The organism is Streptomyces sp. C, from assembly GCF_000158895.1.
GTDB classification, from domain to species: domain Bacteria; phylum Actinomycetota; class Actinomycetes; order Streptomycetales; family Streptomycetaceae; genus Streptomyces; species Streptomyces racemochromogenes.
The window spans coordinates 5,800,238-5,802,125 of sequence record NZ_GG657750.1; the positions used below are offsets into that span (position 1 = coordinate 5,800,238).

At 75.7% G+C, this 1,888-nt stretch carries 1 protein-coding gene and 1 pseudogene; both read left to right on the forward strand.

Annotated elements, in window-relative coordinates; all coding sequences use genetic code 11:
- The coding region (recX, locus tag SSNG_RS26295; protein WP_277752155.1) for a recombination regulator RecX at nt 1–664 on the forward strand (664 nt) is incomplete at its 5' end.
- Between the two features lie 172 nt (nt 665–836).
- Nucleotides 837–1,888: pseudogene (locus SSNG_RS26300) on the forward strand (ABC transporter permease); the annotation flags it as partial.

Sequence of the window (1,888 nt, forward strand, 5' to 3'; positions counted from 1 at the left end):
GCGCCCGCCGCCGCCGTTTGGACGAGGCGTCGGTGCCCGCCCCGGCCTCGAAGGCCAAGGCTGCGGGCAAGGCCGCCGTGGCCAAGAGCTGACCGTGCGGGAAGAGCAGGAGAGGGGCGGCAGAGCGAGGCGCGGCCGTGAAGGCCGCGAGCAGCTGCCGCCCCAGAGTCCCGAGGAGCAGGCGCGGGCGATCTGCCTGCGCCTGCTCACCGGGATGCCGCGCACCCGGCGGCAGCTGGAGGAGGCCCTCGCGAAACGGGGCATCCCCGAGGAGGTGTCGCAGGAGGTCCTCTCCCGGTACGAGGAGGTCGGCCTGATCGACGACGCCGCCTTCGCCGGGGCCTGGGTGGAGTCCCGGCACCGCGGCCGGGGCCTGGCCCGCCGGGCCCTCGCGCAGGAGCTCCGGACCAAGGGGGTGCACACCACCCTCGTCCAGGAGGCGCTGGAACAGCTGGACTCCGAGCAGGAGGAGCAGACCGCCCGGGAACTCGTGGAGCGCAAGCTCCGCAGCACCCGCGGCCTGGAGCGGGACAAGCGGATCCGGCGCCTCGCCGGCATGCTCGCCCGCAAGGGGTACCCGGAGGGCATGGCCCTGCGGGTGGTCCGGCGCGCGCTGGAGGCCGAGGGCGAGGACGCCGACGACCTGGGGTACCCCGGGCACTGAGCCGGGCTCCCGAGCCGCGGGTCCGAGTCGCGCTCCGCGCTGGGGTCGGAGCCGCGGGGCCGAGTCGCGGGTCCGACCACGGGGGCCGGCCCAGGGGGTGGGGGTAGCCCCCGCACGAGGACGCCGGAGCGCTCCAGTGCCGGAGAACCGGCGCGCGGCCAGAGTTGACCGCATGATGCTGCGTTACGCCCTTCAGACCGTCCGGGACCGCAAAGCCGGCTTCCTCGGCGCCTTCGTCGCGCTCCTGTGCGCGGCGGCCCTGATCACCGCCTGCGGCACCCTCCTGGAAACCGGACTCCGCGGCCGGATCGCCACCGAGCGCTACGCGGGCACCCCGGTGGTCGTCTCCGCCGACCAGAACGTCCACCAGACGACGGTCAAGGAGAAGAAGGGCAAGACCAAGACGAAGCACAAGGCCAAGCCCGTCGCCGAGCGGGCCTGGCTCCCGGCCTCCACCCTGGAGACCGTACGCGCCGTCCCCGGCGTCGAGCGGGCCGTGCCCGAGCTGACCTTCCAGGCCGTCCCGGTGCTGGGGGCCCCGGCCGACCCGGCCAGGCCCTCGTACGGGCACGCCTGGACCTCCGCCGTCCTCACCCCCTTCACCCTCGCCGAGGGCCGCGCCCCCCGGGGCGGCGACGAGGTCGTCGTCGACCGCGCACTCGCCACCCGGGCCGGACTGGCCGCCGGAGCACGGCTGACCGTACAGGCCACCGGCGAGCCGAAGACGTACACCGTCAGCGGCATCGCCCGCACCGACCACGGCGACCTCGGTCGGCAGACCTCCCTGTTCTTCAGCGACACCGAGGCCGAGCGGCTCGCCGCCCGCGCCGGCCAGGTCACCGCCATCGGCGTACTGCCCCGGCCCGGAACCGACGCCGGCCGGCTCGCCGGACAGGTCCGCCAGGCACTGGCCGCCACCCCGCAGGGCGCCACCGCACAGGTGGCCGCCGGGGACGACCGGGGCCCCGTCGAATTCCTCGACGCCGCCGGCGCACGCATCAAGCTCGTCTCCATGGGCGGCGCCATGGGCGGCACCTCCCTGCTCGTCGCGATCCTCGTGGTCGTCGGCACCTTCGCCCTCTCCGTCCAGCAGCGCCACCGCGAACTCGCCCTGCTGCGCGCCATCGCCGCCACCCCCAAGCAGCTCCGCCGCATGATCGGCCGCGAGGCCCTGCTCGTCGGCCTCGCCGCCGGCATCGCCCGGCTCCCTCGCCGGACTGCCCC